Source organism: Streptomyces cucumeris (assembly GCF_024295805.1).
In the GTDB taxonomy this organism is placed as follows: Bacteria; Actinomycetota; Actinomycetes; order Streptomycetales; family Streptomycetaceae; genus Streptomyces; species Streptomyces cucumeris.
This window is the reverse complement of record NZ_JANCLX010000028.1, coordinates 13,858-39,457: the sequence shown is the minus strand read 5'-3', so window position 1 is coordinate 39,457 and position 25,600 is coordinate 13,858. Positions and strand designations below refer to the sequence as shown.

24 protein-coding genes and 2 pseudogenes are annotated in these 25,600 nt (G+C 68.6%); 8 read left to right on the top strand and 18 right to left on the bottom strand.

The annotated features are described in order from the left end of the window. Window positions 1-97: 97 nt before the first annotated feature. From NMK44_RS31045 to NMK44_RS31035, 3 genes are all read right to left on the bottom strand, one after another. Window positions 98-364, bottom strand: a complete 267-nt coding sequence (locus tag NMK44_RS31045) for a hypothetical protein (protein WP_254749412.1) — start codon at window positions 362-364, stop codon at window positions 98-100. Between the two features lie 860 nt (window positions 365-1,224). Beyond that, entirely contained in the window at window positions 1,225-1,455 is a 231-nt protein-coding gene (locus NMK44_RS31040) for a DUF397 domain-containing protein (RefSeq protein ID WP_254749410.1), read from the bottom strand. Further along, window positions 1,452-2,024 carry a DUF5753 domain-containing protein gene (locus tag NMK44_RS31035; protein WP_254749408.1) on the bottom strand — a complete coding sequence of 191 codons (573 nt, stop codon included), beginning with the start codon at window positions 2,022-2,024 and terminating at the stop codon, window positions 1,452-1,454. Before NMK44_RS31035 ends, NMK44_RS31040 begins: the two co-directional genes overlap by 4 nt. A 71-nt stretch (window positions 2,025-2,095) precedes the next feature. Here NMK44_RS31035 and fxlM point away from each other — a divergent pair, with 71 nt between their 5' ends. Further along, window positions 2,096-3,310, top strand: coding sequence for a methyltransferase, FxLD system (gene fxlM / locus NMK44_RS31030; RefSeq protein ID WP_254749406.1), 1,215 nt, complete (start codon window positions 2,096-2,098; stop codon window positions 3,308-3,310). A 706-nt stretch (window positions 3,311-4,016) separates the two neighbouring features. On the opposite strand, the gene NMK44_RS31025 is transcribed toward fxlM, so the two are convergent. Beyond that, the gene (locus NMK44_RS31025) at window positions 4,017-4,400 is read right to left on the bottom strand and encodes a DUF6415 family natural product biosynthesis protein (protein WP_254749404.1); all 384 of its coding nucleotides are present in this window, start codon (window positions 4,398-4,400) and stop codon (window positions 4,017-4,019) included. Then, window positions 4,397-4,846, bottom strand: coding sequence for an ATP-binding protein (locus tag NMK44_RS31020; RefSeq protein WP_254749402.1), 450 nt, complete (start codon window positions 4,844-4,846; stop codon window positions 4,397-4,399). Before NMK44_RS31020 ends, NMK44_RS31025 begins: the two co-directional genes overlap by 4 nt. Before the next feature lie 373 nt (window positions 4,847-5,219). Between NMK44_RS31020 and NMK44_RS31015 the strand changes: the two genes are divergently transcribed. After that, on the top strand, window positions 5,220-6,098 hold the full coding sequence (locus NMK44_RS31015; RefSeq protein WP_302888838.1) for a helix-turn-helix domain-containing protein: 879 nt from the start codon (window positions 5,220-5,222) through the stop codon (window positions 6,096-6,098). Window positions 6,099-6,130: 32 nt separating this feature from the next. Further along, window positions 6,131-6,307: a DUF397 domain-containing protein gene (locus NMK44_RS31010; RefSeq protein WP_254749398.1), complete on the top strand. Its 177-nt coding sequence runs from the start codon at window positions 6,131-6,133 to the stop codon at window positions 6,305-6,307. A gap of 332 nt (window positions 6,308-6,639) precedes the next feature. Here the strand turns inward: NMK44_RS31010 and NMK44_RS31005 are convergent, their stop codons facing one another. The 11 genes and pseudogenes from NMK44_RS31005 to NMK44_RS30955 form a co-directional block, all read right to left on the bottom strand. Then, the gene (locus tag NMK44_RS31005; protein ID WP_254749548.1) at window positions 6,640-7,008 is read right to left on the bottom strand and encodes a glutamate ligase domain-containing protein; all 369 of its coding nucleotides are present in this window, start codon (window positions 7,006-7,008) and stop codon (window positions 6,640-6,642) included. Window positions 7,009-7,140: 132 nt separating this feature from the next. Then, window positions 7,141-7,584 (bottom strand): annotated as a pseudogene (locus NMK44_RS31000) (Mur ligase family protein); the annotation flags it as partial. A gap of 20 nt (window positions 7,585-7,604) precedes the next feature. Then, on the bottom strand, window positions 7,605-7,979 hold the full coding sequence (locus tag NMK44_RS30995; protein WP_254749396.1) for a hypothetical protein: 375 nt from the start codon (window positions 7,977-7,979) through the stop codon (window positions 7,605-7,607). 1,040 nt (window positions 7,980-9,019) lie between these two features. Next, window positions 9,020-10,168: a GNAT family N-acetyltransferase gene (locus tag NMK44_RS30990; protein WP_254749394.1), complete on the bottom strand. Its 1,149-nt coding sequence runs from the start codon at window positions 10,166-10,168 to the stop codon at window positions 9,020-9,022. 38 nt (window positions 10,169-10,206) lie between these two features. Further along, window positions 10,207-10,743: a MaoC family dehydratase gene (locus tag NMK44_RS30985; RefSeq protein ID WP_254749392.1), complete on the bottom strand. Its 537-nt coding sequence runs from the start codon at window positions 10,741-10,743 to the stop codon at window positions 10,207-10,209. Further along, window positions 10,740-11,600 (bottom strand): HpcH/HpaI aldolase/citrate lyase family protein, encoded by an 861-nt coding sequence (locus tag NMK44_RS30980; protein WP_254749390.1) that lies wholly within the window; start codon window positions 11,598-11,600, stop codon window positions 10,740-10,742. Before NMK44_RS30980 ends, NMK44_RS30985 begins: the two co-directional genes overlap by 4 nt. After that, on the bottom strand, window positions 11,597-12,613 hold the full coding sequence (dmpG, locus tag NMK44_RS30975; protein WP_254749388.1) for a 4-hydroxy-2-oxovalerate aldolase: 1,017 nt from the start codon (window positions 12,611-12,613) through the stop codon (window positions 11,597-11,599). Before dmpG ends, NMK44_RS30980 begins: the two co-directional genes overlap by 4 nt. Beyond that, window positions 12,610-13,482 (bottom strand): acetylating acetaldehyde dehydrogenase, encoded by an 873-nt coding sequence (locus NMK44_RS30970; RefSeq protein ID WP_254749386.1) that lies wholly within the window; start codon window positions 13,480-13,482, stop codon window positions 12,610-12,612. The genes dmpG and NMK44_RS30970 overlap by 4 nt, the downstream gene beginning before the upstream one ends. Then, window positions 13,476-14,330 carry a 2-keto-4-pentenoate hydratase gene (locus NMK44_RS30965; protein ID WP_254749384.1) on the bottom strand — a complete coding sequence of 285 codons (855 nt, stop codon included), beginning with the start codon at window positions 14,328-14,330 and terminating at the stop codon, window positions 13,476-13,478. The genes NMK44_RS30970 and NMK44_RS30965 overlap by 7 nt, the downstream gene beginning before the upstream one ends. A gap of 3 nt (window positions 14,331-14,333) precedes the next feature. Beyond that, window positions 14,334-15,098, bottom strand: coding sequence for an NUDIX hydrolase (locus tag NMK44_RS30960; RefSeq protein ID WP_254749382.1), 765 nt, complete (start codon window positions 15,096-15,098; stop codon window positions 14,334-14,336). 576 nt (window positions 15,099-15,674) lie between these two features. After that, entirely contained in the window at window positions 15,675-15,950 is a 276-nt protein-coding gene (locus NMK44_RS30955) for a hypothetical protein (RefSeq protein WP_254749380.1), read from the bottom strand. 602 nt (window positions 15,951-16,552) lie between these two features. Here NMK44_RS30955 and NMK44_RS30950 point away from each other — a divergent pair. Beyond that, a complete protein-coding gene (locus NMK44_RS30950) occupies window positions 16,553-17,971 on the top strand; it encodes a helix-turn-helix domain-containing protein (RefSeq protein ID WP_254749378.1) in 1,419 nt (472 codons plus the stop codon). Window positions 17,972-17,985: 14 nt separating this feature from the next. Further along, window positions 17,986-18,612 (top strand): 2'-5' RNA ligase family protein, encoded by a 627-nt coding sequence (locus tag NMK44_RS30945; protein WP_254749376.1) that lies wholly within the window; start codon window positions 17,986-17,988, stop codon window positions 18,610-18,612. A 95-nt stretch (window positions 18,613-18,707) separates the two neighbouring features. On the opposite strand, the pseudogene NMK44_RS42785 reads toward NMK44_RS30945, so the two are convergent. Both NMK44_RS42785 and NMK44_RS30940 read right to left on the bottom strand, forming a co-directional pair. Beyond that, window positions 18,708-18,935, bottom strand: a pseudogene (locus tag NMK44_RS42785) (DUF6083 domain-containing protein); the annotation flags it as partial. Window positions 18,936-19,722: 787 nt separating this feature from the next. Continuing rightward, window positions 19,723-20,130, bottom strand: a complete 408-nt coding sequence (locus NMK44_RS30940) for a pentapeptide repeat-containing protein (RefSeq protein ID WP_254749374.1) — start codon at window positions 20,128-20,130, stop codon at window positions 19,723-19,725. A gap of 230 nt (window positions 20,131-20,360) precedes the next feature. Between NMK44_RS30940 and NMK44_RS30935 the strand changes: the two genes are divergently transcribed. The 3 genes from NMK44_RS30935 (at window position 20,361) to NMK44_RS30925 (ending at window position 25,450) form a co-directional block, all read left to right on the top strand. Beyond that, complete coding sequence (locus NMK44_RS30935; RefSeq protein WP_254749372.1) at window positions 20,361-21,527, top strand: methyltransferase domain-containing protein; 1,167 nt, start codon at window positions 20,361-20,363, stop codon at window positions 21,525-21,527. Beyond that, the gene (locus tag NMK44_RS30930; RefSeq protein ID WP_254749370.1) at window positions 21,527-21,967 is read left to right on the top strand and encodes a hypothetical protein; all 441 of its coding nucleotides are present in this window, start codon (window positions 21,527-21,529) and stop codon (window positions 21,965-21,967) included. Before NMK44_RS30935 ends, NMK44_RS30930 begins: the two co-directional genes overlap by 1 nt. 684 nt (window positions 21,968-22,651) lie before the next feature. Then, complete coding sequence (locus tag NMK44_RS30925; protein WP_254749368.1) at window positions 22,652-25,450, top strand: serine/threonine-protein kinase; 2,799 nt, start codon at window positions 22,652-22,654, stop codon at window positions 25,448-25,450. Window positions 25,451-25,600: the final 150 nt, after the last annotated feature.

Sequence of the window (25,600 nt, the reverse complement as noted above, 5' to 3'; positions counted from 1 at the left end):
GAGCAGAAAATCCCCGACGAACCCGGCACTGAGCCGTCGGCGGAACCGGACGCCTGTTCCGGAGGGATACACCCTCCGGAACAGGCGCTCGGCCTCTCTAGAGGAAGCGAATCCGCAGGTGGCGGACGCTTGAACGGCCAGCAGCGGCCGTCAGCACCCCCAGCGGGATGACCCACGGAGGAAGGTGGCTGGATCCCGCCAGGGCAACCCAGATCACGATGACCACCCAGATGACGCTGCGCAGCCGCACCGTGACATCGCTGGCAATCAGCATGCGGTTTTGACGGGGCAGAAACGACGGCCTGCTAAGTTCGCTTTTCGCCGAGGTCGGCGTGAACGCCCCTCGCGTAATTCGGTCGAGCACCAGCTGAATCCCATGTTCGATCGGACAAGCCCCGGGGTGGGCGCAATCCACCCTGGGGCGACTTCATGCGGGGGGTATTCCCCGCTCAAGGCATCAACGTACAGCCGGTCGCACAACCCCTCGGGACCCGTGCAATCGGCGACATGTTTCAGGCCCTTAACTACTGCAGAGGGAACCTGATCGCCCGTCATCAAAAAACGACAAGGTGCTCCACGGTAGCGATCACTTGCGATCAACCTCATCCGCAAAAGATGAAATATCGCACAGGAATAGGTCTTCTGCTGGCGGCGCTACCGCCGATCAGGTATGCGATGGCGTAGTGACGCTAATTCACTCGTGTGGGTTAACTGCCTGCACGTGCAGGTGCAAAAATTCCGAAGCCTTCGAGCCGGGCACTCGCACTGAAGGGGGCCGAAAATTCACCCCAAACCGCCGCGTAAGCAGGGGAAGTGCCGCTCGCGTCGCTCCACCAGCATGCCAGGCGCCGCTCAAGCGAACCCGGCGAACTCCAACATGCCGGCATGTCGGACCACAGCACTCCGGACCTGAGGTCACGTCAGAACCCCCGGCGCTCCGAGCTGCCGATGGGTCGCTGCGCACCGAGGCGCTCCAGGAGTACCCGCGGCGGCACGGGTGTGGCGCGGCATGGGCTCAGGTGGAGTCTCGCTGGACGGTTCGCATCAGTTCCGCTGTCGTGCCGCCGCGGCCGCGCGTGACATGACGGTGAGGTGCCGTGAAGGAGACGCCCCGCCGCGCCCTGGGAAGGGCTGCTCGGCGGGGACGTGGGGGAGTGGTTCTGTGCTGAGATCGCCTCGGGTGTCTGACGCACGGTGGCCCGGTCGGCTCTTTGTGTGCTCGCTTCAGGACTGGATGAACTCGCCCTCGGCGGCACCGCGGACGAAGGCGGTCCATGCGTCGGTGGAGAAGAGCATCGCGGGCCTGCTGATGTCCTTGGAGTCGCGCAGGGCCACGATGCCGCCGGTGATGGCGATTTCGAGGCAGGCCCCGGTGCCGGAGCTGTAGCTGCTCTTACGCCAGGCAGCGCCGGTCAGATCGACCTCTGGGGCCGGTCGCCTGTGCTGGTTGGTCATGGCTGCTGCATCTCCTTCGCGAGGTTTTCCAGGATGCCCGGGGTCTCTTCGGGGTCGGGGCCGGCCGCGCGGACCATGTCGAAGGTCTGGGTGAACTTGCGTACGTCGCGCTCCTTCTCCAGGTACACATTCCCGGCGATGGAGTCGACGTGGACGACGCTTGGGGTGGTGGGCTCGAAGTCCAGCAGGGCGAACGTCCCGGCCATGGCCATATGGGCGCCCTTGGCGTTCGGCATGACCTGCACGGTGACGTTCGGCAGCGCGGATGCCTGGATGAGCTGGTTGATCTGTGCGGCCATCGCTTCCTTGCCGCCTACCGGGCGCCGCAGTGCGGACTCCTCGATGACTGCCCACAGCTCCAGCGGGTGGGAGCTGCGAGTCAGCAGCTTTTGACGCTCCATGCGGAAGCGGACCAGTCGTTCGACCTCGTGGGGCTCATTGGGGCGGACCGCGGCGATGACGGCACGGGCGTCCTCGCTGGCATCCAGCTGGCCCGCACCACCACGACGGTCGCTTGGGACACCTGTCTGCTGTTGGCCGGATGACGGCCAGCCGCACCACACGGACACGCTCCACTCACTAGCATCTGCTCTCCGCTTGGCCCGGCGGGCACCGCACGGAAGGACATCTCCCCACGCCGATGAACACCACCACCCCGGCCTCACCCGAGGCCCTGCGCGCAGCAATGGTCGACCAGCTCGCCGCCGAAGGCACACTCACCTCCGGGCGCGTCGAGCGGGCGATGCGCGAGGTACCCCGTCATGCGTTCGTGCCGAACGCCAGCCTTGATCAGGCCTATGACCCGGACCTGGCCGTCATCACCAAGCGGGCTCAGGACGGCGCCGCCCTGTCGTGCGCGTCGGTGCCCTCGGTCGTGGCCATGATGCTCCAGCAGCTCGATGTCCGCCCCGGCCAGCGCGTCCTGGAGATCGGCGCGGGTACCGGCTACAACGGCGCCCTGCTGGCACACCTGACCGGTGACGAGGGCCGGGTCACCACCGTGGACATCGACCCGGAGGTCACCGACCAGGCGGCCAAGGCTCTTCAGACCACCGGCTATGGCCACGTCCACGTCGCCACCCGCGACGGCGCCCTCGGTGACGAGGACGACGCCCCCTACGACCGGCTTATCCTCACCGTCGGCGCCTGGGACCTCCCCCCAGCCTGGTGGGATCAGTTGTCGGTCGGCGGACGGCTCGTGGTTCCGCTGCGCTGGCGCGGCCAGACCCGCTCCGTCGCTTTCGTCCGCGAGTCCGACCACCTGCGCTCAGAGGACGTCGAGCTGTGCGGCTTCGTGCCCATGGTCGGCCAGGACGGCGAACACCAGGGCACCCTCGACCCCGGCGGCCACGTCGCTCTGCACTGGGACGCCGACCAGGCCATCGACCCGGCTACGCTCTCCGGCGTTCTCGGCCAGCCGAAGGCGGAAGTCTGGTCCGGTGCGAGTGTCGGCCTGTACGACTCCTTTGACGGCGTCTGGCTCCGCATGACCGCCACCGAACCCGGCACATGCCGGATCGCCGCCGACCCCACCGCAGTCCAGACCGGCTTGTGCACGCCCGCCATCCCCACCCGCAGCCCCGCCCTGGTCGAAGGGGACTCACTCGCGTACTTCACCGTGCGCCGCCTCGAAGCCGCCGAGGGCACCGAACGCCGCTCGGAACTCGGCGCCATCGGCCACGGGCCCACCGGTCACCAGCTTGCCGACCGGCTGTGCGAACAGATCCGCTCCTGGGATCACGACCGCACCGCCCAGCCCACCATCACTGCCCACCCCTTCAGGACCCCTGCTGCTGAACTCACCGCAGGGCAGGTAATCGACAAGATCGCAGCCCGCCTGGTGATCACTTTCTGACCCGCTGTACGTCGGAGGCCGGCACCGTACGACACGGGCGACGGGCCTCTGCCCCACCTGCCTGCCCGTGAACCCCACTCCCGGCTGCCAAGCACGAGGACGGGCCGTTGGGGTCAACGCGCGACGCCAGCCCGGTGGTCCGCAGTAATTCGTGGCCGGTAGGAGTATGTGTCTCTCCGACAGAGCTGTCGGCACCGTCACCCGGACGGATGAATGAGCTGCCGCATCGGCAAGCCGGCTGTACCGGCGGGCTGTAGCGGCGGCACGCTGCTGGGCGGCCTCTTATCGGTGGGCCAGCATCCGCAGGGCGCTCTCCGGCCAGACGCTCCGATGTCTTACGGCGGATGCGAAGGAGCCGGGCCCCGGCCCGACGCTGCACAACGCAACTTGTTCGCGCCTACCTGTGTGTACCGGGGCCAGACGGTCCGCAGTTCAGGAACGCTGATGAGTCGCGGAGAGCTCCTCACGCAGAAGGCCCGCTACCGCTCTCGATGCACTGGCATCGGGCACCAGGCCGGCCTCCAGCACCTCCAAGCCCTCCAGGGGCAAGACCCGGTACCGGCCGCCAGCCACTCAGCGTCTGGACACGATCGAGCGTGTCCCCGGTAGGTCCCCGGGGCAGGGGCTTTCGGGCCCACGGGGGACCGTGGCACGCCCGAACGGCCGCGATGGCCTCGCCAGCGATCTGTCACTGCCAGGCGTAGGTTCACGCGGCCACTCTCACCTTGCGCGTCGCGACCAGTTGGTCCAGCAACTCGCTGACGGTCCACCCTAGGCGCCTCATGTGGCCGAGCGCGTGCCGCCGGTCACTAGGCACCGGAGTGGCGAGCAGAGTGTAGGCAGCGGTGATCAAGTCGGCCGTTTGCCGGTCCGGGTCCGTGTCGTCTTGTTCAACCGCAATCCGTTTGAGCTGCACGAGGTGGCCTTGGAGACGCCGCGTCAGTCCACTCACGTCCTGGGGAGCGAGGTCGTCGAGTGCTGCCGAGGCGTCGTCCAGGAGCAGGCCGCCGTCAGGGGGCTCCCATTCACGGAGACAGCTCAGTCGGCGCGCGAGGACTTCAGCGTCATGCACCCCGGCGTGCGGGTTCATCGCTCGCCCGCCCTCAGTACGCGGAGGACGCACCATGTAGTACGGCCGTCCTCGCTGACGCCCCATGAGCCGCTGTGTGCCGCGGCGATCTTCTGGACAATGAAGAGTCCCCGTCCACGGACGTCCTCAGGGCCCGCGGATTGCTGTCGAGCAGGCTCTGGGTTGTCATCAGCGACGTCGATGCGCAGCGTGTCATCGGAGTACCGGATCCGCAGACTGACTAATCCGAAACCGTGCTCGACAGCATTCGATACCAGCTCTGATACGACGATCACTGCCTCCTCCTCCATGGAGAGAGGCAAGGACCACAGCCGCACGAACGCGGCGGTGATACGCCGCGTGTCAGAAACGCGGGCGGGATCCGGGGCTATGGCCACCTCGAACGCGCCGGAGATCGTCGGCCGCAGACTCGCTGCGGCAGGCGCGATGACTGTTCCAGGGCTCATCGAGGGCCTCCAAGGTGGGCGATGTAGGGGAACACCACGCACGGCATCCGTGATCTCCAGCCTCCGAGGTCAGACAGTTCTCACAGAGGCGCGGGCCACACACGATTGCCGGGGCGCATGGCCCCATGGCTGACGCGATGCCGCTCGCGATCAGCTAGCCCAGTAACTGTCTTGCATGGGAGAGTTGACGTGCAATATAGCGTGCAAGTTTCATGGAAAGTGTCATATGCAGCCGTCAGGACTCGTGCCTGTGCAGGCAGAACTCTGGGTGGCACACTCGAGACTCGCGGGCCACCCAAGCGGACTCTGGCGCGGTTGACCGAGACTCAGACGCCACAGTGTCTGACTCGGGGAGAGATGGGGAGGACTTCACTTGGCAGCGCCCAAAGGACCTACGAGTCGGCGCAAGCACCTCGGCAACGTACTGGAGAAGATGCGAACCGACCGCGCGGAATCCCGTGAAGACGTGGCCACCGCACTGGGCTTCTCGCCCGAGAAGCTGTGGCGGCTGGAGAAGGGCCGAACCGGACTGCCGAACACTGGCGATCTGAAGGCGCTTCTGGAGCACTACGAAGTCTTTGACGAAGAAACCGTGGACGAGCTACTGAAGATCCACCGTGAGTCGCTCACCCAAGGGTGGTGGGTGCCCTACAACCCCCACCTGCAGAAGGGGATGCGGGACTACGTCGGCTTGGAGACCGATGCTGCGTCCATCAGCGCATGGCAGCCCACCCTCGTCTTCGGGCTGCTTCAGACCACGAGCTACACGCGTGCACTCCTGGAGAGCGCCAAGGCCGTCGATGAGAAGACAACCGAGTTCATCGACTCGAACGTCGAGCTGCGGATGAGCCGGAAGAAGCTGGTCACGGAAGACGAACCGCGTCCACTGTGGGTGATCATGGCTGAGGACGCAATCCGCAGCACCATCGGCAGCCCAGCCATCATGATCGAGCAGTACGAGGAGATCCAGCGCCTCGCCTCCCTCGACCACATCACGGTTCAGATACTGCCTGGGTCGTCAACCGGCTACCGAGCCAGTCAGAACTTTGCCCTGCTGGAGCAGCACGACCCGTTGCCCAAGATGGTCCAGGCGGACCACGTGAACGGCCAGTGCTGGGTGACTGACAAGAAGCCCGAGGTCGGCCAGTTCTCCCGCAGATTCGAAGCGCTGCGGGCGGCGGCTCTCGCACCTCACGAGACGCCGCGAATCCTCATGAATGCACAGAAATTCCAGGAAGAACGGAAGTCGTAGCCATCAACACGCCAGCAAGCAAGTCAACCTGTGTGGCGCCCGAGAGCGCCTGGTTCAAGTCGTCCTACAGCAGCGGCGCTGAAGGCAACTGCGTCGAGGTCGCCGACCTCGACACTCAAATCGCCGTCCGCGATTCAAAGAGGAAGGACGGGCCAGCCCTGAGGCTTCCCCGCACCGCCTTCTCCAACTTCATCGACAGCCTCAAGTAAGGCCCGGTGGGTGCCGGGCTGGTGAGCTGATCACACATACCAGATCTGCGCTGTGGTCCTCCCCATGGGGTTTGGGGAGGACCACACCACATTCTGTGCTCATCACGTTGCCCGGTCACCTACCCCCGGGCGGATCACGTCAGAATCCGGTGGTCCAGCTGGCCCGGCCGGGCGACATGGTGGTGCTGATTGGGGCGGGTGACCTGGCTGGTCGCAGCGCCGCCACAGCCGCCGTGGCGCGCCGGGTGACGTACTGGTCGCGGCCTATGCCTCAGGGGCTGGCTGCAGTAGCGCTTCGGCGAGCTGTTGCAGCTGGACCGCCCGGCTCGCCTTCACCAGCACCACGTCCCCGGCGTCAGGGCGCGCTGCAGGTGGTCGAGCGTGCTGTCCTGGTCGGGCATGTACGCAGCTGAGCGGGCCCCGGCCCTTTCGGCCGCCTGCTGCATCCAGCGTGCCTCCTCTCCGCCGACGGCCACCAACTGGTCCAGCCTGAGCTCGGCGGCCATCCGATCCACCTCTTCGTGGGCGGCCCGTGAGTCGTCCCCGAGCTCATCCATACGGCCCAGCACAGCGATGGAGCGCTGGTCTTGGCCGCGGGCCATCGCCGCCAGGGCCCGCATCGACTTGGTCATGGAGTCCGGGTTGGTGTTCCAGGCGTCGTTGACGATCGTGACGCCGTCGGCGCGCGTGCGGGCCTCCATCCGCCACTGGGACTGGATGGTCGCGGCGCTCAGCAGTGCAGCGATCTGGCCGAGCGGCAGGCCGGCCTCCCGGGCGACAGCGGCGGCGGCCAGAGCGTTGGATGCCCGGTACTCGCCCAGGAGCTGCAATGACACGCGGGCCTGCCCTTCCGGGGTGTGGAGCACAAACCGGGGCCTGCCGTGGTCGTCGAGTGCGACATCGCTGGCGCGCACGGTGGCGTCCGAGGAGAGTCCGTAGGTGACGGTCCGGGCCGAGGTGCGCTTGGCCATTGCCAGGACCCGTTCATCGTCGGCGTTGAGCACTGCCACGCCGTGGTCGGGGAGGGCTTCAACGAGCTCGCCCTTGGCCTTGGCGATCTGGTCCCGGCCGCCGAACTCTCCGACATGGGCTGTACCGACGTTGGTGATCACGGCGATGGAGGGTGGAGCGATGCGGGTCAGGTCGCGGATGTGGCCCGCGTGCCGGGCTCCCATCTCCAGGACGAGTTACTGGGTGGCGGAGTCGGCCCGGGAGACCGTCACTGGCAGACCGATCACGTTGTTGAAGGATTGCTGAGTGGCCACGGTGGTGCCCACCGCGGGCAGCAGGGCGGCGATCAGGTCTTTGGTCGAGGTCTTGCCCGCCGAGCCGGTGATCCCCACAATCGTGGTCCGTTCGAGCCCTGCGTGGTGAGCTTGGCATCGCCCACGCCCGCCTCGAGAAGCTCGAGAAGCGGTTTGCTGCCCAGCTTGCCGCCCAGGTCCGCCGCCGCGGCGACCTGCCGTCCAACGCGCATACCGAGCATCAGATCATCGCCCGCGACTTCCAGACCCTTGTGGAGTACCGTCTCGCGTCCCTGGCCCGAGCCGCCGCTGCGATCAGTCTCCGCCAGACCGGCTACAAAACCGCCCACCTGTGGTTCCTCGGCGAACTCACCCAAGCACTCTTTCTGGATCCTCCGGAGGCCGAGCAGCTTGAGGCGGTACTCCACCTGGACCAAGCCGGACGGAACAGCCTCGCCACCCGCATGGAGCGAGCCGTAACAGACGCCAAAGCTCTATGGCAACGCTCCGAGCACACAGGGCTACCGTTCCGCTGGGACTTCGACCTGCTGCCCAGAGCCGACATCGATTCCACCCGGCAAGCAGCATGGCCATCCTGTGACCCCACGCTTCCAGCCCAGCACGTGATCGCCCCCAGCTACGTGGTCGAGAGCCGGGTGTACTCCGTACAGCGCGTTCTGACCGGTCCCTCATATCAGGAATGACAGAGCACCACAGGAGCCTGGTGAAGCATGACGAGAGCCCCTTGGAAGGCTCCGGGGGCCACTGCCACCATGCGGTGGAGGATCCAGTTGCCTGGTTCCGACCTTCTCCCGGCAGCCCGCCAAGAGGCTCTCGCTGCATCAGACGTCGTACCCCAGCCGCCGCCCGCGGCCGGGTCCGGACGTCTTTGATGGCCACCGTCACGGGTTGCAGTGCATCGTCCTGGTCAGCGCTGTGTAGCGGCTTCTCACAGGTTCCGCAGGGGGCTGAGTTGTGACGGCTTTTCGTAGCCGTTGGGCTCTGCGGGCCCGGTAGGCGGTCTGGCGGCACGCGGCCCGGTCGTAGATCGCGTCCCGGCGGTGGCCGTGGCCGGGAATGAACCGACGCCCGCACGCGGGGCAGCGCACCGACACCGCATCGCCGACTTCGTACCCGAGCTCGACCTCTTCGGCGAAGCGGCGGCGCCACCGGCACTCCTCCTGGGCGCACGCCTTCGAGTAGAACTTCGCGTCGCTGCGGGCGGTCGCCTTCAGCGGCTTGCGGCAGTGCTGGCAGCGGCGCGGTGGCCTGGCCTTACCCTCACGGTACGCCCCCTGGCGTCCGGCGGCGGCAGCATTGCCGTCACCGCCATCCGCAAGATCGGAGGCATCACCGAACATCCGACTCGACTGCCGTCGAACCCCTGCTGCCGTTCCCCCGCGACACCGCAGGCGGCTTCACCCCCCCATACCGCTGCCGTCCTCGGCTGTGGTTTTGGGCGCAGGCGTCAGATGTGGTCCGGCAGCCATGGCTCCATGTCTGTGGTGGCTCGGATCAGTTGGGTCAGGGCGTACCTTGACTTGGCGGCGACGCCGACGAGTTCCGCTGCGGCCGCTGTTTGGTAGCCGCCCGCGTACCAGACGGCCAGCTGTCCGCGGGTGAGGCGGACGTCGCCGTGTCCGGGGGTTGCGGATATCTGTCCGGTGCCGTCTTTCACTTCCAGTAGGTACGACTGCCAGGTGTCGCCGGTCTCGCTTTCGATCTCCAGGGGCACGGAGACGTTCAGACCAGTTGGCCAGCCGCGTAGCCGGATGGCTTCGGGGAGGTCGAGGATGCGGAGCATCCAGGGGTGCCACGCTTCCGCCGTTAGCCGGTATCGGTGCAGGTGGTGCAGGAGGGTGGGGTACGGGGGGAGGGCGGAGCGCCGGAAGTGGATGGCGGGGGCCCGGGTGTGGTGGCTGCCGAGGAAGGCCATCATCTCGTTGACGGTCTGCGTGTCGGCAGCCCAGAAGTCGTGCACGGTCAGCTCCATGCCGTGCCGCGGGTGCCGTTTCATGGCGAGGGACAGCAGCCCGGTTGGTGTCTGTGGCGGCCCGAACCGGTAGGTGGTCAGTTCACGTTTGTCGTCCAGCCAGCCCGGCCACCAGTCCGGGCGGAGGATGGGTCCGTTCCACTGCTGGGCCAGGCGGCGCTGCAGTTCCTCGCCTTCCTGTGCCCGGCCGTGTTCGATGTCCATGCGGGATCGGGTGAAGGTGCGCTTGAGGTCTTCGGTGGCGATCGACCACGCGAAGACGGGGACCGGGGCCTGCCAGCCGAGTCGGCGCAGGTGGCCGTTCGAGGTTGTCCAGACGGTGGAGATCACGGCGCCGTTTTCGCGCAGTGGGCGGAGTCGTTCGGTGAGAAGGCGGCTGGCAATGCGGTCGCCGCGCTCCTCTGGGGCGACGGCTCCAGCGCTGATGATGGCCGACGGCACGGGGGCGCCGCCGAAGAACTGGTGGAGAAGGAGGCTGAGGCCGCCGGCGATGACGCGGCCGTCGCGGACCGCGACGCGGATGTCGGCGTGGTCGCGCAGGCGGGTGATGTCTCCCACGGGATGGCCGTAGGAGCGGGTGGCGAGTTCGTTGTACTCCTGCCACAGGGGCTCGTCGGCTTCCATGATCCGGACGGGATCGGTCATGCGGTGTCCCCTTCCGTTTAGTAGTTGGTGTGGCCGCGGATGGTGTCGGCGTCGACGGGGACGAAGAAGCTGCGGGTGAAGGTGATGACGGTGTTGCCGTCCTGGTTGTGGCCAGTGGTGCGGCAGGTGACGATCCCGGTGTCCGGTCTGCTCTCGGATCGGCGGCGGCCGGTGATCTCCGTGGACGCGTAGAGGGTGTCGCCCACGAACACCGGGTCGCGGAAGCGAACTTCCTCGAAGCCGAGGTTGCCGGTGGTGAGGCCGCTGGTGCTGCGGACGGTCATCCCGCCGAGGAGGTGGAGGGTGATACTGCTGCACACCAGGGGTCTGCGCCACGCGGTGTGGCTGCTGTAGTGGGCGTCGGTGTGGATCGGGGCGGTGTTGCCGCCGAGCAGGGTCAGCCAGGTGTTGTCGGCTTCGATGACGGTGCGTCCGGGCCGGTGCTCGATGATCAGGCCCACCGTCAGCTCGTCGTAGCCGAGCCCGACGACTTCCCGGTAGCGGCCGTCGGCGATCCGCCGGTACCCCGCGGGCATGGGGATGCTGGCTGTCATACGGGTGTCTCGCTCGGAGTGCGGGTCTCTTCTCGGGCCAGCAGGGCCCGGGCGGCGGCAACCATGGGCGGGCCGGTCATGCGCCCGTCGACCCGGACGATGCTCCCGCCGGCGTTCTCGGCGGCCGCAACGATGGCGCGGGCCGCAGCGATCTCCTCCTGGGCGGGCCGGAACACCTTGTCGATGACCGGGAGATGCGCCGGGTGGACGCAGCTTTTGCCGGTGAAGCCGAGGGCCTTGACCCTTTCGGCTTCCTGCTGCAGTCCGTCGAGGTCGTCCAGGTCGAAGAACGGCGAGTCGATGGCGGGGATGCCCGCTGCGGCGGCGCTGGTGACCAGCGCGGCCCTGGCGTGCAGGAGGGGTTCCCAGGTACGGCTGCACCGTGTGGCGGTCGCGTAGTCGGCGGTGCCGAACAGGACTCCGGCGATGCGGTCGGCCCGCATGATCGAGGGCAGTGCCTCCAGCGCTCGGGGGGTTTCGATCAGCGCATACAGCAGCGGCGCGTAGTCATGGGTGTCGAGGGCCCCGGCGACGATCTCGAAGTCGCGGGCGGACTCGACCTTGGGGATGAGGACGACCTGAGGCTTGACCGGATAGCCGTGGAGGGCGGCGAGGTCGCGGATACCGTCGCGGGTGGTGGGTGAGCTGATTCGCACCCCGAGCAAGGGACGGGTGGGCGGGTTGGTGAAGAAGGCGCGCGCGGTCTGGCGGGCTTCTGGCTTGGCCGCGTCCGGCACGGAGTCTTCCAGGTCGACCAGGGCGACGTCCGCACGGCAGCTGTGCGCGGCCGGGAACCGGGCGCCCATGTGGCCGGGGGTGATGATCCAGGTTCCGGCCGGGGCAGGCTTCTGGATCATCGCAGACCCCCGTGTGCTGCCAGTTCGCGGGCGGCGTCGGGGATCATGTCCTCCTGGCCGGCGGTGACCCGGAGCCTGCCCAGCTCGACGAACAGGTCCCAGGCGTGCACGCCCGTCTGCTCGGCGGCCGCCAGCACGGGCTTTTTGAACCCGGAGAACACCCCGGCCAGACCGGAGACCAGGCTGATGGAGTCGATCGTCGGTGGGGCTGGCATCAGGGTCCGTTCCGCGAGTTCGGCGGCGTCGGCCAGCAGCCGCAGGTCGATGCCGGTGTGGTGGCCCAGGCGCTCCAGCACGGCCACCAAGACCTCCAGCTGTGTGTTGCCCGCCCCCGCGCCGAATCCCCGGGCACACGCGTCGATCACCCGGGCTCCGGCCTCGATGGCTGCGATCGAGTTCGCCACGGCCAACCCGAGATTGTTGTGTCCGTGGAAGGCGACCGGCACGTCCACGGCCGCGGTGATGGCCGCGACTCGGACGGTCACGTCCTGGGGCAGGTAGTGGCCGGCGCTGTCGAAAATGCAGACTGCCTGGGCACCGTAGCCGACCATCAGGGCGCACTGCTCGGCGAGTTCCTCCGGCGTGGCCATGTGGCTCATCAGCAGGACGCCCTGGGCTTCGGCTCCCAGTTCTCGGATCACGTCCAGGTGGCGTTCGGTGACGGTGGCCTCGGTGCAGTGCGCGGCGACGCGGACCACATCCACGCCGTGGCGCACGGCGTTGCGCAGGTCTTTGCTGGTGGCCCAGCCGGGCAGCATCAGGGTGGCCATTTTGCTGTGAGGGAGGGCCTGGCGGGCGGTGGCGAGCATCTCGTCGTCGCTGAGTCGGCTATGGCCGACCTGGTGGGAGGAGGCGCCCAGCCCATTGCCGTGCCCGATCTCGACCACGGGGACGCCGGCGGTGTCGGCTGCGGCGGCGTAGCTGCGGATCTGCTTGACGTCGAGCTGGTGGCGGACGGCGTGCTGGCCGTCGCGCAGAGTGGGGTCGTGCACGATCACGGTCGGCTTGGTCATCGGGCCAGCTCCTTGCGTATGGAGGTCGCGGCGTGCTGTTCGGCGGCGTGGATGGCGGCGGCGCTGATCACTTCGAGGTTTCCGGCGTGCACCGGGATCCGGCTGCGGGTCGCGGCCACCTCCACGATCACGCGCACCTTTGTGCCGGTGACAGTGCACGAGGTGACCCGGTAGCCGGGGACGACGGCCTGCATGGCCACCTCGGCGGCTTCCACCAGCGCACCAACCGGGCCCTGCTTGACGTCGTCGGCTGCCACCAGAGTCATGGCGATGCGGAACGGCGGCGCCGGCCGGGCGGCGGAGATGTTCAAGATGGCCTTGGTCTCCTCGGCGCCGGTGAACTGGCCGATCGCGGCCTGGGTCGTGGAGACGTACTCGTCGAGGTTGAGCCGGCTTGCCCGGCCCACGCTGGCGGTCGCGGCCGTGGCCACCATCTCCACGTACGAGGGCCGGTAGTGCTGCGCGAGGGCGTGCAGGATGGGGATCGATGCCTGGCCGCCGCAGGAGACGAGTCCGATGTGCCGGTGGGTGGCGGCCTGGTGGCCGTTGACGGTCGGGACGATCAGGGCCCCGGCGCTGGTCGGTGTGAGGTCGACCAGCACCGCCCCGGTGTCGGCGAGTTTTCTGGAGTGCTCGGGGTGGTGGAAGGCGTTGGTCGCGTCGAAGACGACGTCGAAGTGGCCCGTGTCCAGCAGGGCGTCGATGCCGCCCGTCGCGGTGGTGCAGCCGAGCTCGGCAGCCTGGGTCAGCCCGCGGCTGCCCGGCGTGCGGCCGACAACGAGCCCGCACGTCAGGGTCGGCGAGTTCTGTATCCGCTCGATCAGGTCCAGACCGAGGAGTCCGGTCCCCAGGACGGCAGTGGTCAGCATGAGCGCTCCGATCCAAAGTCAGCGGGTAAGACCCGCAGGTGGATGCCGGGAAGGCGGGTGCCGGTGGCGCGGAAGTGCGTGCCCGGGGTCAGGGGCACGCTGGCGTGTACCGATCCGGCCAGGACGATGTCTCCGGCCCGCAGTCGCCCACCGAGCCCGGACAGGCGGCGCGTCAGCCAGACGAGGGCCTGGAGCGGATCGCCGAGGATGTCGCGGCCCTGCCCCGCCCCGGCGAGGGTCCCGTCGGCCCTCGCCGTGATCTGCTCGGCGGCCAGGTCCCAGGCCGGGTCAAACGGGACGGGCCTGCCGATGATCACGCCCGCGCAGGCGGCATTGTCGGCGACGCTGTCGATCAGCGCGATGTCCCAGCCGGTGAAGCAGGTATCGAGGATCTCGAAGGCGAGAAACACCTCTGCCACCGCTGCCCGTACGGCCTCCAGGCTGGCGGGCCCGGGCAGGTCCCGCCCGAGCCGGAAGGCGATCTCGGTCTCGATTCTGGGGTTCATGAAGTCGCTCGCGTGCAGGCTGCTCCCGCTGGCCGCGACCATGTGGTCCAGCACGACGCCGGAGTCGGGCTCGTGGATGCCCATCTGCTCCTGCATCGCGGCCGAGGTCAGCCCGACCTTGTGGCCGACGATCCGGGCCCCGGCCCGCAGACGGCGCCCCATGCTGATCTGCTGGATGCGGTAGGCGTCCGTCAGGGTCAGCTTCGGGAAGCGCCTCGACAGCAGTGGGGCGGGGATACGGGTCCGTGCTGACTGAGCCAGTTCCTCGGCCAGCCGGACGAGGACCTCTTCGCTTTCGCCCGGGGCGGTCGGGTGTTCGGCGGCGGCGTGGCTCGCGTGCATCGGCTACCTCCCGCCGGTGGGCCGAGCGGCCGCCTTGGTGTGCAGGGCGGCGAGCACCGGCAGGAAGTCGGCCGTGGGACCGCCGAGCCCGGCGATGTCGGCCTCTGAGCGGATGAAGCCGATCCGGTCCAGTTCGGGGATGCGGCCCTGTTCGATCTCACGGGAGGCGAGTGCCGCGTGGGCGTCCTTGAGCGTGTCGGCCGCTTGGACGGGTGCCCGGAAGTGAAAGCCGATGTTGCCCCAGTTCCCGCGGGTCACCGCCCACAGTTCCAGGTCGCGGTGCGGCAGGTCCAGGCCGATCTCCTCGGCGAGTTCCCGGGCGGCATGTCGGGCCAGCGCGTCCGCGTCCAACCCGCCGTCGCCCGTAGGCGGCTCGATCGTGCCGCCGGGCAGCTGCCAGCGTCCCGAGCCGACGGTCGATGCCGCCATGCGCCCCACCAGCAAGCGCCCGTCTCTTGTGGGTTGAGCAACAGAGACGAAAACCGAGGGCGCCGGCACAGCGTGGTCGGGGTCCAGGCGCAGTACGAGGAGCCGGTACGTGGCGCGGCACCACGACAGGACCATCGTCTCCGAGTCCTTCCACTCCAGGCCGGTGCACACCACCACCGGCCCGTCGAAGAGCGTGGGGTTGGCCGAGGTCATCTCCTCCCACCTGCGGTTCATCGCAGCCCTCTGGGCGTCCGTGAGCTCCGGCGGTGCAGTCTCCACCAAGTGGAGGCGGCGGACACCGAAGAGATCGACGGCGGGGGTGGATGGGCTGTCAGTCAACGTGACCTCCAGTTCGGGCCCGCAGGCGCGGGCTGTTCGATCGATCGTCATAGGGACCGCGGCCGATGAGGTGCGGAGCCCGGAAGCTACCGCTCCAGCGACGCGGGACGGGGCAGGCACGAAGGCCGGGGCAGAGGGAAACCGCTCGCGCGCTGCAGGGGCCCGTGCCGATGGAGTCGTTTACCAGCCTCTGCGTCGCCCAGCCGTACGGGTCCGCTCCGCAGACCTGCTAGTCGCCGAGCAGCACGCCGCGGTCGGCGGGCCTGACCTCCTTGGGCTCAGTGGCCTTCCACGACGCGCGCAGCCCGATCGCAGATAGCGCGGCCCGCTTCGGAGTCAGCTCGCGCCGGAGCGCCGCGATGACGCGGACCGGTCACGGCGTGATCCTCGACTCACCGAACCTGTCGTCCAATTCCGCGTCCGCGGGGGCGTCAGCAGCGTCCGGCCAGCAGACCGGAGCAGGGGCAGCGTCCGCTCGGTCGGCCAGGACAACGGCCGGACCCGCCACGCCGAGAAGGCCCAAGAAGACAGCGGCCAGCCCGGGGCGTGAGGGCCGCTCCCTCGAGTGCACGCCGCTCACGGCTGCCTCCAGCTGCCGCGACGGGCGACCACCTGCAACTTCACCGCGCTAGCCCGGCCCACCCGACGGTGCTGGCTATCCGTCGCGCCCCCGCCGTACAGCGGGCGCAGGACCCAGGCCGGTCTCTGCTGCTCGATGTCGTGGATCACGAACTTCACGCGGTCGATCTCCACGACGTCGCCCTCCTCGGGCACGCCCGCAACGTGGAACCGACCGCGGGGAGCAACGGGACGGGATAGCGCGCGGATGCGGTGTCCGAACACCAGCAGCACGGCGTGCCCCCCGTCTGTCACGGGCTCAACGCCTCCAGCACGAGCGCGAGCGCCTGTGCGAGGGCCCACGACTCCAACACCCACCCGCGCCCAGGCGACCTCGTCCGGCAGCGCTATACGCAAAGCGCCCGAGACTGCCTGCCAGCAGTGGCCGCCGCGGATCCGCCGGACCAGCACGGGCGAGGGAAGTCCGCCGAGCTGGCCAGCGGACTCGATGGAGCCGAACGCAAGACTGTCGGCTGCGACGTCGCGCACGAAGTCGCCTGCGCGCGGCCGGTACACCGGTTCCGTAATGCTGCGGGCCAGTGAGGGGCGGGGTGTGCATGGGCTGCGCTGGATCATCTCGCATCGCCCTCCGGGCATGGGGAGTTGGGCGCTGTCGAACCGTCGCTGCTCACGCTGCGACGGCGCGTTCCGGCGGCAGGTCGTCCCGGGGAGACGGTGAGACCCCTCTTGCCGCCGGCGGCTCACCTTCGCAGCTCGACACCGGCCCGTCACGGGCACCGGCGACCAACTATTTTGGACACCGGTGCCCATGCGCGCCGCGCGCCATCACCCCTACGGTTGAGGCCCGACCCCCTTCTCCGGCGTGGAGGTGCGTAATGGGCCCGTGCCCGTCGAAAGCAGGCCGGGACCGGCTCCGGCAGACGCTGACCGCGCTGGGCGCCATCCCCAGGGAGATCGCCCAGGAGATGCGCGCACGGCTGTCGCTGCGCCCCCGAGAAGCGTGGCGCCACGCGCACGGCCTGACCCTCCAGCAGGCCGCCGACAAGGTGAACGATCTCGGTGCGCGGCGCCCCGGCGAGGCGGTGGCGGCGGACGCCTCGCTGGTGAGCAAGTGGGAGCGCTGGCCGGCCGCCTCCGGCCGACGGCCCACCCCCGCGACCCTGCTGGCCCTCGCCGCGGTGTACGAGTGCGAGGTCGAGGAACTGCTGGACCTGGAGGACCGGCAGGCGATGCCTCCAGGTGAGCTGAGGCTCCTCCAGCGCCCCCACGACCTGGCCGTACCCGTCACCAGCGAGGCGCTGGTCCGCTCGGCTGCCGAGGAATCAGCCGACTGGGCCCGATGGGCGGAAGCATCGAACTGCGGCGAGACCACCGTCGAGCAGCTGGTGGCCACCAGCCGCTCTCTCGCCCGGGACTACCTCACGCACGCCGAGCCGATCCGGCAGTTCCACCATGCCCGCCAACTCCGCGACACCGCCTTCAGCCTGCTCAAGGGGCACCAGCATCCGAAGCAGACGACCGACCTGTACACCGTCGCCGGATACCTGTGCACCCTGCTGGCCTGGATGACCTCCGACCTCGGACAGATGGACGATGCCGACACCCAAAGCCGCACCGCCTGGGTCTGCGCCCAACGAGCCGACTCCGACGACCTGCGCGCATGGGTGCTGTCCACCAGAGCCAAGACCGCTTTCTGGAGCGGTCACCTCCACGCCGCCGTCGACCACGCCCAGCACGGCCTGGCCTACCGCACTCGCGGCACGGTCAGCACCCTCCTCGCCTGCCAGGAAGCCGACGCCCTGGCCCAACTCGGCGCCGCCGCCCAGGCCAGCACCGCCATCGACAGGGCGGCCCGTCAACACGACGCCCTGACCGGCACCGACACCATCGGTGGACTGCTCTCCTGCCCAGAAGCCCGGCGCGCCAACTACGCCGCCGGCGTCCACCTGCGCACCCACCAACCCGAACAGGCCCTCCACGCAGCACAGACCGCGCTGCGCGAACCACCCCATGCCTACGGCACCACCGCACAGCTCCACATCTGTGCCGCTTCCGCCCACCTCGCGCTCGGCGCGCCGGACGCCGCCGTCGAAGCCTTAACCTCGGTGCTGGACCTCCCGCCGGAGCATCGGATGGAGCCGGTCACCCGCCGACTGCGTGAACTCGCCGCAACAATCGTGCGCACCACAATCGCTGAGAGCTGCCCAGGCCGGGAGCTGCGGGGGCGCATTGAGGCGTTCTGCCGACACTCCGCGCCGCGGCTCGCCCTCTCGCCAGACACCCTCAGCTCCTGATTGGATCCCACGGCATGACGACGACGCAGCACACCTCGATGGCGAATCACTGGTGGTGGCGGCCTGGCTGGAGCGTCGGCCGACGCTTCTACACCTGGCACCTCACCGTCGGCGACCAGCCCGACGTCCAGCGGTACGCAGCCGTCTACCGCGACGCGCTGGCCCACCTGCCCGGCCTCGACCCCATCCCAGACCAGTGGCTGCACCTGACGATGCAGGGACTCGGGTTCATCAACGAGGTCGACGAGCACGAGGTCCAGGCCATCACCGCCGCCGCACAGTCGCGCCTTGCGGACCTGCCGCCCCTGGAGCTCAACCTGACGGACGTGACCGTCACACCCGAAGCGGTCCTGGCCCCCGCCCAGCCCGCCGATGCCGTCACCGCGGTCCGCAACACCATCCGCGCGGCCATCGCCGACGTCTGGCCATCCATCCCCGAGGCTCCGGACGGATTCCGCCCGCACGTCTCGATCGCCTACAGCAACGCCCAAGCGCCCGCCGAACCGGTCTACCAGGCACTGAGCACTGTCAACACCGCCCCGGCCACTGCTGCCCGGATCGCCGCCGCCGACCTCATCGTCATCCACCGCGACCGGCGGATGTACGAATGGGAGACATACGCGCAAGCCCCCATCGGATGACGCGTCAACGGGCGCACGCCGCATGGCACCACCATCGAGGCCCGCCGAGCTCGCGCTGGTGGGACGCCTTGCGGAACTGCACGATCGGCGCCCGCGTGCAGGGGCTGGGCGTGGTGCCGCTTGATGATCCAGCGGTGCGCTTCAGGTATATCGCGGGCCTGCAGCGGAGCGGCAGGGTCGTTGCTCTCGAGCAAGATCTGGCCGCCGCCCTGGGTGGTCCACAGCTCACCTGGCAGCCCGCACGACGGGCACACTGATGCCGCCAGAACGGGATGTTCTGGGGCGATGACATGCTGGCATGCGCCATCCAAGGGGTTGGTCATTTCGTTCCTCCGTAGGTCAGGGAGCGTGAAGGTGATCGGGCTGGTGGCCGGCGTGCAGGCGCTGAGCGGGTTTTCAGGTGGTCCTCTGCCGAATGCGGGCACAAAGGAGCCCCCGTCGCTTGCGGCGGGGGCGAATAGGGGGATTGCGCGGGCGCGTGTCTGGCTCGCCGGTCTGGGCTAGGAGAGGGGAGAGCACCACTCGGGCGAATTTCGAGAGCTGAACCGCGATGATCTGGCCCGAGGCCGAGCCTTCCAGCACACGCGATGTCGCTTGTGGTTTGAGGACGCCGTACGCAATTGCAGTGGGCTGGTCCGCTGGCTCCGAGGCGTGCTGCGGATGGTGATGCAGCGGTCGATGCTGCTGCTACGAACCCCGGGGTGTTGAAGACGGGGCTGATGCCGCGCCTTCAGTGGTGGAGCGAATCCGGGCATTCGAAAGCCCCGTCCAGATGTGAACGGGGCCTTCAGAGTGTCGGATTGGCGAGACCCTGCCGGGACGGCAGGGCAACAAAGAAGGCGAAGATCACCAGACCTCCGCCTCACAGCAACGCGTGTTCCGAACCCGGGCACGCGAGACTTGGCCTCATTGTGAGCCGCTACTACGGCGAAATCAAGTCGGTCGCGTGCAGTCTGACGGGTGTGCCACGACGAAGAGCCATCGCTCTATAGCAATGGCCCGGTGGTGCGCGGCCAGCGCAGCGAAGATACTCGCCACGTGTCCAGAGCTAACGACCTTGGGAGCGATATCAGCCCCCGGATCTGCCTGGCGGCCTGGGCCCCTGCGCAATCAGGACGCCGCTGAGGAGGAGTGACGCCGGTCAGGCGGATCACGGTCGCCGCAGTCTTGCCGGCGCGTCTTGGTCAGGGAGCGGATCGCAGCGGCGGCCTGCCACGTCATCCATGGCGGCTGAAGTAGGGGCGAGGGCTCGGGGCCGGGGTCATCGGTGTCGACGACTCCGGCGGCCATGCGGTCGAAGTCGGCGGGCCAGCGGGTGTGCTCGCTGGCCAGGGCGCCAGTCAGACGTGCTTCGACAAGGTTGGCGGTGCTCAAGTCGGTGCCACGCAAGTCGGCCATGCGGAGGTCGGCGCGGTGGAAGACCGCGCACAGCATGACGACGTGGAGGAGCAGCCGGAGTGAGCCGGGCAGTCGGAGCTGGACTTGGCGAAACGGGTTGGGCTTTGCCCCCACCGCCACGCCAAGGCAACGTCTCCGTCGCAGCGTCCTGTTGGCGTAGATGTGCCCTATCGCCGGACCAGGTCCAGGCGCCACACTGGCCGCTTGACCAACCATGAGGGAGGCCACACGTTGGACGGAACGCACGGAAAGCCGCCAGCTCCCAATCCTCAGCCCCAACAGCCTGCGCCGCGCGACCAGGACGGACAGCACCCGGACGTGTCCAAGCCCGGGGATGGGACGCACCGTAAGTGACCGACTTGGAGGAGCTGCGGGCCAGTGCGGCTGCACGGCTCTCTTTCGCTGAGCCCTGGATGCGACAGGCGTTCATGGCCGTGCCGCGGGAGCAGTTCGTCCCCGAGACGGTTTGGGTGGTGGAGGGCGGCGCCTACCGCCCGTTCCACCGGCAGTCCGATCCCCTGCGGTGGGCCCGGATGGTGTACGACCCCGTGCAGTCCATCGCCACCCAGGTCGACGACGGGACCCCCGCCGCCACCGGAGGCGATGTGCCGACCAGCTCGATCTCCGAGCCGCGCGCGGTGATGAGCATGCTCGCCGAGCTGGACCTGCACCCAGGGCACCAGGTTCTGGAGATCGGCGCAGGTACCGGCTACAACGCGGCACTGATGGCCGAACGCACCGGCCCCGGGCTCGTGACCACCCTCGAGATCGACCCCCAGGTGGCCCGCGGCGCACGGACTGCGCTGCACCAGACCGGGCACCACGGGGTGACAGTGGTTGAGGCCGACGGCGAGCAAGGCTGGCCCCAGGGCGCGCCCTACGACCGGTTGGTGGCCACAGCCTCGGTGACCTCTGTCCCGTGGACCTGGGTGGAGCAGGTGCGCCCCGGCGGACTGATCCTGGCCCCGTTCCGGACCACGTTCTGCTCTCACGGGCTCGTGAGGCTGACCGTCTCGGGTGACCGGGCGGAGGGCCGGTTCGCGGGGGCGTTGACGTTCATGGCCCTGCGGGGTCAGCGCACGCGTCCTCGTATCGACGCGCTGTTCTCCGCGAGATCATGGGAGGAGAGCCGGGAGAGCAGGGCCGCTGTGGACCTCTCGGCGCTCGCCAATCCGCATGCTGAGTTCGCGGTGGGGCTGCGGTTGTCGGATGTGGCGCACTGGTCGCAGGATGGTGGCCACTGGTGGTGTAGCCAGGACTCCTGGGCGTACATCACAGAGGGCACCGCATACCAGTGGGGGCCGCGGGATCTCGCCAGGGAGACGGGGGCGGCTGTCCAGTGGTGGGAAGACGCCGGACGTCCGGCGCTGTTCGACTTCGGGCTGACGGTCGCGGCCGATGGACACCGGGTGTGGCTGGGCGACCCCTCGGAGATGTGGCCCCCGGCGGCCGACCAGGTGGGCGACACCCCCAGAACCTTGACGGCCCCCGCTCCGGGAACGGGCATGCTGGCCTGATGACCGTCCTTTTCGGCGACTTCGAGGACTTCTCCCACCTCGACCTGCATCTGCTGGCCGCAGCCGACGCCCACGAACGAGCCCAGATACGCCTCGACCGCGCCCGCATCTCCGCCCGCACCCAGGGCACACTGCCCGACCAGCAACCCGACGACATCGCTGCTGCCCGCTCGGGCTCCTGGCGCGCACTGCGCCGCGACGAGCTCGGCGACGAGCAGCCTGAAAGGCTCGGGGGGGGGCGGCTGTACCTGCTGGCTTTCGAGGGAATCGTCCGCTACATCAAGGTCGGCATGGTCGAGGGGCGGACCATGGCCGCGCTGCGGGTGCACCAGGAGTACTTCTACGGCATCCCTTTTGGCCTGGCGATGACCGCGATCGAGCTCGAACGCCCTGAGGTGGAGGGTACCCCCCGGCATCCCGGTGTCGTTTACCAGGAGTAGACAGCATGCGGCGCGTTTCTGCCGTACTGCGGCCGGCCCCTAGTAGGGCCCGTGCGGAGTTCGCGGAACGCATCGCGGTCTTTTCGTCGAGTCCGAACACCTCGGTGAGATGGAGCGGATCGGGCCCGTGGGTCAGGGCCTCTTCGAGTGCCGGTCGACGCGGAGCTGCCCCAGTGTCGCGTCTTGATCGCGCATCGAGGCACTGACCCAGTGGTTGCTAGCCCGGTGTAGTTCCGGGCGGTGGGGGGGCGCACTTCCGCCAGCTCGCCGCCCCAGCCCGTGTAGAAGGTGTTGAACAGCGGGCGCGTTGAGGACCAGGCCGAGGGGCCGATCTGGTCCCTCCATGCCGCCCTGTCCTGCGCGCCTTGGCTCGACCTGGCTCCCAGGTCGCCACCTGGTTCCGTACGGAATTTCCCGGGAGCCGTCCGCAGGAAGTGGTTTCTCTAGAATTGGAATAACCCATTCTGAAATTCATGACTGTGGCTGATCGACAGAACGGGCGGGAGGTCTCATTCGATCTGACGAGAGTGCGGCTGATCCTCGGCGCTTGATGAGTCCTTCGCACTACGGTGTGAGCCGATCAGGGTGTACTTCGGGCCCCATCGGCGGCCCGTCAGCCAGTCGCTGTCCAGCCGCGAGGTGGCTGAAGTGAGAGCACTTGTGCCGAAGAGTGAAGCGGGGGCCATGAACGAGATTCGGGAACTGCTGGCTGACTATGGACAGTGGCGACGCAACGAAGCGGCTTCAGACCACAACCGCACTACACATCTCGCCCGCATCGTGGTGGCTCTGCTGCGCCGCTCCGTGCCCCACGACTCCGTACACCTCCACTCGGACGGCCATGCCACTGCGGTGGAATTTGAGTTCGAGGGGTGGGGCTACGTCCTCCGACTCGTGGGGAAGGCACGCTGGCCCGAGTCACATGACCTGCTGGCCCCGCGCTCCGTGGAGCCTGGCGCGCGGTGGGCAGGTCTCTGGTTCGAAGAAGAGGAGATCAGCGACGAGCTCGTTGACCGCGTCAGCAAGTTCAGGGCAGCACTTCTTGCCCGAGAACACCTGGAGGCCGCAGTCGCCGGAGTACGCCCGCTGGCTGACCTGATCCGTGACGCCTTCCGGCGGCGGCACCCGTACCAGCCGCTCGCCGTCCTGCTCGCCGCAGGCGAACCCAACCCGGCGGCCTGGGCGATGACCCCCATGGCCCAGTTGACCTCGCCCCCGGTCGTAGAGATCCGAACCTGGGCCGGTACCGGAGCCGAGGTCCTGCTCGCCGGGCCCGCCCTGGAATCCCCACCGACGGGAGTGGCGGTCCTGCCGGACCGCAGAGCCCTGGTCACCGTTCCCGAGGGCCTTCTGGCGCTCGACACCACCCGCGGTCATGCCCACTGGCACCTGGTCCTGCCCGGCTGCCACGGCCCTGCGCTGGTGGGCGACGACGGCGCGGTCATGGTGATGTGCGGGTCTGCCCTGGTTCGCTGGTATCAGGGGCAGTTGAGCGTCGTCGCCGGAGGGTTCGAAGAGGGCGCGGCCCTGCTTCCCGGCCCGGGCCGGGAGCCGTGGGTGCTCTCCGGCTATGGGGTCACATTCGGCGCCGGCCATGGAACTCTGGCGCTGACCCGCGCCGGTGACCGAACCGGTGACCAGATGCGCTATCCGATCACCTTCAACGCCGCCGTGCTCTCGGCCGTGTGGCTGGGTGGACGGCGCTTCTTCCTGGCTGGCAGCGGATCCAGTGCCGTGGTCGACCTGACCAGCACCACCCACGCTGGGCAACGGGAGGACTGGATCACCACCCCTGTCCACTTCCCAGACCACGCCCTGCCCGGCGGCGCGGACACCGTCCTGCTCGCCTCGCCAGACGGGAGCGGCAACCGCATATCCCTCCACCGCACCGATTCCACCACCAGGACCAGTGAGCCCCTCGTCGAGGCACAGCTGGGCAAGGTATTGGGCCTGACCGAAGACAACGAAGGGGCAGCCCTCCTGCTCGCCTCACTGCCCGACAACGACATGACGCACACGCGCCCCGCTCTCCTCCGGATCACCGGCCACCGCGCCCGCCCCTCCCGAGCTCCCGCCGCTCCCGCCCCTGCGGCTGTACCAGCCGATCACTACGACACGGTCCGACTGGCGGCCCGCGGCGAGCGACGGGACTACCGGCTTGACCCTCGCCCCATTGCCTCGACTGGTGGGCAGGGAGTGGTCTTCCGGGCCACCCACAAGCCATCCGGGACGTTGGTGGCCTTCAAAAAGCGCCGTGGCAACAGCGAGCCGGACGCGCGGCGCATGAGACGCGAGGTGCTTGCCGCCCAGACGTTCGGCGGCAACCCCCACGTCATGCCGGTACTCGACTTCAGCCCTACGCACGACTGGTTCGTCATGCCCCTCGCCGAAGCCACCGTCGAGGGCAAACGAAGCGAACTCCAGGACCCCGACCGACTTCGTGCCCTTGTGGAAGCCCTCGCCAAGGGCTTGACCGAGGGGCACCGTGCGGGATGGATCCATCGCGATATCAAGCCAGCCAACGTCCTCCTGCTCCATGACCGCTGGGTGGTCGCGGACTGGGGACTCGTACGCCGCCCCCGCGGAGAGACCAGCACCGCCGGCCCGCTCACCGGCGCCGGAATCGGCACCGAGGGATTCGCCGCGCCGGAACTATCCGAGGATGGGCACGACATCGCTCCGGCCAGCGACATCTACAGCATCGGCCAGCTCATCGGATGGATCCTCACTGGGAAGTGGCCCAAGCCCAACGTGGCACTTCTCCCAGGCCACGGACCCTGGCACGGCATCGTGCGTCAGGCCACCCAGCCGGATCCGGCCCACCGGCCCCAGGACATGACCGACTTCCTCGACTTGGTGGAGCGCGAGACTGCCCCGCACGCGGAGCTGCCCATTCTCCGAGCCCAGCACTGGCTGGCGGCCGTCAACAACGAAGGCGACACCACGGCGGCCGCGCAGCTGCTGGCCCTGGCCGCGGACCTGCCCGGCAACTATGAGCTGTACCTGGACGCCATCGTCGGATTGAGCCTCGATGCTGCCTCCGGCGCACTGCTGGCCAACACGCACCAGGCAACTGTCGTGGTACGCGCCCTGACCGACCACGCCCGCGGTGACGAGAGCGGCACCTGGCCTTCCTGGGACGAAGCCGACCGGGCCGTGTGCTGGCTGCTCGGCGTAGCACGCCTTGCAGCACGCGAAGAGCAGTGGGAGCTGCTCGACGCCGCCGTCCAGGGCACATCCGAGTGGGACGGCCGCCATGACCGCTGGGCACCTCGGAATGAGATCGAGGCTTGGATGAGGGGCCTGTCCGGACAGGCCGCGAACGTCGTCGCATCCGCCCTACGGACTCAACCGCACGGAGCCTTCTACCTGCACGAGCTCGCCGACGACCGGCAGGTCGCCATAGCTATCCGCAGCGCAATCCACCGAGCGACCGCTGCCCGGAACTCAAACGGGATTCCGCGCGCTCCCGAGCTCGGTTAGACGACGAGCTGGCTCTATTCAGGAGTCGTGACGTCAGTTGTTCACGAGTTTGGGAGGCACCCCGATCCACGGTCGGGTGATGTTCACGAGTTTTGACAGCACCGGGGTACTTGCCAGGGCAGCATCGGGGTGCTCCTGGTGAAAGGCCCT

Coding starts and splice junctions, on each gene's coding strand:
- NMK44_RS30985 (WP_254749392.1), bottom strand. CDS start 10,743: ATGACAGCCAGCATCCCCATGCCCGCGGGGTACCGGCGGATCGCCGAC.
- NMK44_RS31040 (WP_254749410.1), bottom strand. CDS start 1,455: ATGACCAACCAGCACAGGCGACCGGCCCCAGAGGTCGATCTGACCGGC.
- fxlM (WP_254749406.1), top strand. CDS start 2,096: ATGAACACCACCACCCCGGCCTCACCCGAGGCCCTGCGCGCAGCAATG.
- NMK44_RS30965 (WP_254749384.1), bottom strand. CDS start 14,330: ATGCACGCGAGCCACGCCGCCGCCGAACACCCGACCGCCCCGGGCGAA.
- NMK44_RS31025 (WP_254749404.1), bottom strand. CDS start 4,400: ATGAACCCGCACGCCGGGGTGCATGACGCTGAAGTCCTCGCGCGCCGA.
- NMK44_RS30930 (WP_254749370.1), top strand. CDS start 21,527: ATGACCGTCCTTTTCGGCGACTTCGAGGACTTCTCCCACCTCGACCTG.
- NMK44_RS30945 (WP_254749376.1), top strand. CDS start 17,986: ATGACGACGACGCAGCACACCTCGATGGCGAATCACTGGTGGTGGCGG.
- NMK44_RS30970 (WP_254749386.1), bottom strand. CDS start 13,482: ATGCTGACCACTGCCGTCCTGGGGACCGGACTCCTCGGTCTGGACCTG.
- NMK44_RS30980 (WP_254749390.1), bottom strand. CDS start 11,600: ATGATCCAGAAGCCTGCCCCGGCCGGAACCTGGATCATCACCCCCGGC.
- NMK44_RS30950 (WP_254749378.1), top strand. CDS start 16,553: ATGGGCCCGTGCCCGTCGAAAGCAGGCCGGGACCGGCTCCGGCAGACG.
- NMK44_RS30990 (WP_254749394.1), bottom strand. CDS start 10,168: ATGGAAGCCGACGAGCCCCTGTGGCAGGAGTACAACGAACTCGCCACC.
- NMK44_RS31005 (WP_254749548.1), bottom strand. CDS start 7,008: ATGGAGGCCCGCACGCGCGCCGACGGCGTCACGATCGTCAACGACGCC.
- dmpG (WP_254749388.1), bottom strand. CDS start 12,613: ATGACCAAGCCGACCGTGATCGTGCACGACCCCACTCTGCGCGACGGC.
- NMK44_RS31020 (WP_254749402.1), bottom strand. CDS start 4,846: ATGAGCCCTGGAACAGTCATCGCGCCTGCCGCAGCGAGTCTGCGGCCG.
- NMK44_RS30925 (WP_254749368.1), top strand. CDS start 22,652: ATGAACGAGATTCGGGAACTGCTGGCTGACTATGGACAGTGGCGACGC.